At 74.4% G+C, this 4,395-nt stretch carries 3 protein-coding genes and 3 pseudogenes; 2 read left to right on the forward strand and 4 right to left on the reverse strand.

Features of this window, described 5'->3' with window-relative positions:
- Positions 1-308: pseudogene (locus KS423_RS39465) on the forward strand (RNA polymerase subunit sigma-70); the annotation flags it as partial.
- A 28-nt stretch (positions 309-336) separates the two neighbouring features.
- On the opposite strand, the pseudogene KS423_RS39470 reads toward KS423_RS39465, so the two are convergent.
- Positions 337-732, reverse strand: a pseudogene (locus KS423_RS39470) (zinc-binding dehydrogenase); the annotation flags it as partial.
- A 1-nt stretch (position 733) separates the two neighbouring features.
- On the opposite strand from KS423_RS39470, the pseudogene KS423_RS39475 reads away from it, so the two are divergent.
- Positions 734-1,066 (forward strand): annotated as a pseudogene (locus KS423_RS39475) (LysR family transcriptional regulator substrate-binding protein); the annotation flags it as partial.
- A gap of 77 nt (positions 1,067-1,143) precedes the next feature.
- Here KS423_RS39475 and mug read toward each other — a convergent pair.
- The 3 genes from mug to KS423_RS39490 all read right to left on the reverse strand — a co-directional run bounded on the left by mug (position 1,144) and on the right by KS423_RS39490 (position 3,954).
- Positions 1,144-1,701, reverse strand: a complete 558-nt coding sequence (mug, locus tag KS423_RS39480) for a G/U mismatch-specific DNA glycosylase (protein ID WP_224284550.1) — start codon at positions 1,699-1,701, stop codon at positions 1,144-1,146.
- Between the two features lie 14 nt (positions 1,702-1,715).
- On the reverse strand, positions 1,716-2,765 hold the full coding sequence (locus tag KS423_RS39485; protein WP_224284549.1) for a phosphatase PAP2 family protein: 1,050 nt from the start codon (positions 2,763-2,765) through the stop codon (positions 1,716-1,718).
- Between the two features lie 109 nt (positions 2,766-2,874).
- Positions 2,875-3,954: an aminopeptidase P family protein gene (locus KS423_RS39490; RefSeq protein ID WP_224284551.1), complete on the reverse strand. Its 1,080-nt coding sequence runs from the start codon at positions 3,952-3,954 to the stop codon at positions 2,875-2,877.
- Positions 3,955-4,395: the final 441 nt, after the last annotated feature.

A 4,395-nucleotide genomic window follows, 5' to 3' on the forward strand; every position in this document is an offset into this window, starting at 1 on the left:
CGGACCTGCTGGCCGTACTGGCCCCGGACGTGGTGCGGCGGGCCGATCCGGCGGCCCTGGGGCCCGGCCGGGCCCTGGTGGCCCGGGGCGCGCAGGCCGTCGCCCGGGAGACCACGGTCTTCGGCCGCCGGGCCCGCTACGGTGCGGTGGCCCTGGTGGACGGGGAGCCCGGCATCCTGATCGCCCCGGACGGGCGGCTGCGGCTGGTGCTGCGGGTGGCGGTCGCGGACGGCCGGGTGGCCGGCTACGAGGTGGTGGCCGACCCGGCCCGGCTCGCCGCGCTCGAACTGGCCGTACTGCCGGGGTGAGCGCGTGGTCGGGGTCGGCCGAGCCCGGTCAGTCGGCGATCCGGACCAGCATCTTGCCGGTGTTGGCGCCGCGCAGCATGCCGAGGAAGGCGTCCACGACCCGGTCGAAGCCGTCCACGACCGTCTCGTCCGGGACGACGGCGCCCGAGCGCAGGTGCGGGACCAGGAAGTCGTACAGCTCCGGCCGGGCGTCGAGGTGGTTGCGGACCAGGAAGCCCTCCAGCCGCAGGCTCTTCCCGACCACGTCGAACAGGTTGCACGGCGCGGCCGGCGGGTTCCCGAGCCGGTTGTACTGGGCGACCGCGCCGCACCAGGCGATCCGGCCGTGGTCGCGCAGGGCGCCGATGGCGGCCTCCAGGTGGTCGCCGCCGACGTTGTCCAGGTAGACGTGCAGCCCCTCGGGAGCGGCCTCGCGCAGGCGCTCCGCGCTCGCGCACCCGCAGGGCCACCCGGCGCCGCGCGAGCTCCCGCTGGTCGACTGGGACGAGAACTGCGGCTCGTACACCCGGGACTGGTGGCGGCGGCAGGACTGGATCCCGCCCGCGACGGTGGACGTGGAGGACGACACGGTGGCCGTCTCGCTGGTCGCCCAGGGCCTGGGCATGGCGATCATGCCCCGGACGGCGCTGCTCGGCGCCCCGGCCGGCCTCGCCGTCACCGACCTCGGACCGCAGCCGCCGAGCCGCTCCGTCGGGTACGTCGCCACGCCCGAGCTGGCCGGGACGGCCGCCGTCCGGGCGCTGATCCGCGAGCTGCGCGAACTGCCGCTGCCGGCCGGGCTGTCGGCGGTCCGGCCCCCGACGACCCGGCCCCCGACGACCCGGGCCCCGGCGGCTCAGCTCCCGACGGTTCGGTCCTCGACGGCCTCCCGGAGCGTGCGGAACTCCTCGGCCAGCCCGTCCAGGGTGTAGTGGGCGTTGAGGCCGCTGGGGTTCGGCAGCACCCACACCTCGGTGTCGCCGATGCCCTCCGGCTGTCGCCCGAGCGCGGCCCGGCGCTGCCCGAAGGCCGTCCGGTAGGCGCCGATGCCGAGCACGGCCAGGACACGCGGGCGCAGCCGCAGCACCCGTTCGCGCAGCGCGGCGCCGCCCTCGCGCAGCTCCTCGGCGGTCAGCTCGTCGGCCTTGGCGGTGGTGCGCGGGGCGACGTTGGTGATGCCCAGGCCGAGTGCGAGCAACTCCTGCTGCTCGTCCGGCCGGTACTGGCGTCCGGTGAAGCCGGAGCGGTGCAGGGCGGGCCAGAAGCGGTTGCCCGGGCGGGCGAAGTGGTGACCGGTGGCGCCGGACCACAGGCCCGGGTTGATGCCGCAGAACAGCACCCGCAGCCCGGGCCCGGTGACGTCCGGGATGGTGGTGTCCCTGGCGGCGAGCAGCTGCTCGGCGGTGGGCTTCATCGGTGCGCTCGGATTCACCCGGCCAAGTCTGCCCGGCCCTCCGTCGGGGCCTCCGTCGGGCCCTCCGCCGGAGCCGGAGCCGGAGCCGAAGTCGCGGCAGCGGAGCGGCGGTTGCGCAGCAGGCGCAGACCGAACACCACCGCGGCCGCGTAGGCCCAGCCGACGAAGACGTCGATGATGAAGTGCTCCGCGCCGTAGACCAGGGTGAAGGTCATCGCGAGCGGGTAGGCGACCAGCACCGCCCGCAGCCAGCGCTCGGCGGTGGGCCAGAAGAAGAAGAGCAGCATCGCCGGGTAGGCGGAGTGCAGCGAGGGCATCGCGGCGACGTCGTTGGCGAACTGACTGCCGTTCTCCAGCAGCGAGTCGGCCTGCGGCAGCCCGCTCACCGAGATCACCTCCCAGACCACCCGGGACAGGTGCGGCAGGTTGCCCTCCTGGGAGACCAGCCACGGCGGGTCGGCCGGATAGAGGATGTAGGTGGCGAAGCCCGCGAAGGTGAGCGTCAGGTAGCAGGCGAGCAGCTGCCGGAACCGGTGGTGCGCGCGCCGCCAGAGCACCGCGAGCAGCAGGAAGACGACGAAGAAGTGCGAGAGGTAGACGGCCACCGCGGCGTAGTCGTACCAGTGCGGCGAGCCGGAGGTGTAGAGGGCGTGCTGGAGCCGGACGGTCCAGGTCTCGCCGAGGCCGAGCGCCTCGTCGAAGCGGAGCTGCGGCAGCCAGTGCGGGGCCCACGGGGTGTGCGCGCCGTAGCCGCGCAGCAGCGAGTACGTCCACACCACGGCCATCACCGGGACCCAGTCGCGCAGGACCAGGAGGAAGCCGCGGGGGCCGTGCCCGCTGTGCACGGCGGCGGTCAGCAGGGCGGCGATCAGCCAGAGGAACAGCACGTCGTTGGCTGCGGGGATGCCCTCGGTGCGCAGGAACCAGAGGAAGAACGTCAGGTAGAGCGGCCAGGCCAGCCACCGGAGTCTCGACCAGCCCGTCACGCGGGGTCGGGGCGGAGGCACCGGGCGCGGCTGCCCGGCCCGCACGTGGTGCGGGGCCGGACGGAGGGTCTTGGTCATGCGCACCGAAACTAGCAACTCAAGCTTGGAGGACACTGGGTGAAATATGACCGGATCGTAAGAACAGCCGACTCGGTCGGCACCCGGTTCGACGCACGCTCAGACATGGTCAGGCCACGATGCCGAGCTCGTGCGGGGTGTTGTTGAAGCGGCGGCCGCCGGCCGGGGTGACGGTGACGATGTCCTCGATCCGCACCCCGAACCGGCCGGGCAGGTAGACGCCGGGCTCGATCGAGAAGCACATGCCGGGCACCAGCGGCCGCTCCTCGCCCTCGACCAGGTAGGGCGGTTCGTGCGTGGTGGTGCCGATGCCGTGGCCGGTGCGGTGGATGAAGTACTCGCCGTACCCGCCCTCGGTGATCACCCGCCGGGCGATCCGGTCGATCTCCTGGCACGCGACCCCGGGGCGGACCGCCTCGAAGGCGGTCTGCTGGGCCCGCCGGACCAGCTCGTGCACCTTCCGCACCTCGTCCGGAACGTCCGGGCCGACGTGCACCGTCCGGGTGGTGTCGGAGCCGTAGCCGTCCTTGAGGCCGCCGAAGTCCAGCACCACGGTGTCACCCGTACGGATGACCCGGTCGCCGGCCTCGTGGTGCGGGTTGGCGCCGTTCGGGCCGGATCCGACCACGGTGAAGTCGACCTGGCTGTGCCCGTACTGGATGAGCAGCGCGCCGAGGTCGGCGGCCACGTCGGTCTCCCGGCGGCCGGCGAAGTCGACCTCCAGGATGCGCCGGTAGGCGGCGTCCGCCGCGCCGCCGGCCGCGGCCAGGCGGTCCAGCTCCTCGGCGTCCTTGACGGCGCGCAGCATCGGCAGGCTGTCGGTGAGCGAGGTGAAGGAGACGCGGGGCAGCGCGGCCTGGAAGCCGAGCAGGTGCAGTGCCCAGGTGTTGTCGGAGACGCCGTACCGTCCGGCCGGGTCGAGCAGGGGGCCGGCGGTGGCGAACGGGTCCTCGCCGTCGGACCAGTCGAGCAGCCGGAGGGCCGGGGCACCGACCGCCTTCTCGGCGTCCGGCCGCTCCAACTTGGGGACCACCAGGGCGGGTTCGTTCCCGGCGGTGAGGACGAGGGCGGTCAGCCGCTCGGTGATCGCGGTGGGCGAGTAGCCGCACAGGTAGGCCAGGTCGGGGCCGGGGGCGACGACCAGGCCGGCCAGCCCGGCGGCGGTCGCCTCGGCGGTGGCACGGGCCATCCGGGCGGTGTGGTCCTCGACGGTGAAGGGGCGGGGCACGGCGGTTCCTCCTCTGGGGCCGGACGGGCTCGGCTGAGATGCCGTCGGGTCAACTCCATCACTTCCTCGCCGAGTTGGCGAAGCCCTCGGAGAGGCACCGCCGCGATCCGGACGGCGGGCCGGCCGGTCCTCCATGGACCGGGGCGGCTTCGACGGTGACCCCGGACCCCGGCGGGGGCCGGCGCCACCCCGGCCGGCGGCCGGCGCGGTCGGCAGCCGGAACACGAGTGCCGGGACGAGACGCAGGAGGACGCGGGCCAGAACGCGGAGCGCCGTGGCCGGGGCGGTGACCGTTCGGTTCGGTGGGAGCGTGTCCGTGGAATGCATGCGGTCCTCCTCCGTGCGGCCCCGGCCGGAAGCGCCCGGCTGCTCGGGAGCCGGGGGAAGGGCCCGGGTGGACGA

Origin of the sequence: Streptomyces sp. LS1784, from assembly GCF_020103755.1 — a bacterium.
GTDB lineage: Bacteria > Actinomycetota > Actinomycetes > Streptomycetales > Streptomycetaceae > Kitasatospora.

Excerpts from the sequence above, each read along its gene's own strand:
- mug (WP_224284550.1), bottom strand. The coding sequence starts at position 1,701 with ATGAAGCCCACCGCCGAGCAGCTGCTCGCCGCCAGGGACACCACCATC.
- KS423_RS39485 (WP_224284549.1), bottom strand. The coding sequence starts at position 2,765 with ATGACCAAGACCCTCCGTCCGGCCCCGCACCACGTGCGGGCCGGGCAG.
- KS423_RS39490 (WP_224284551.1), bottom strand. The coding sequence starts at position 3,954 with ATGGCCCGTGCCACCGCCGAGGCGACCGCCGCCGGGCTGGCCGGCCTG.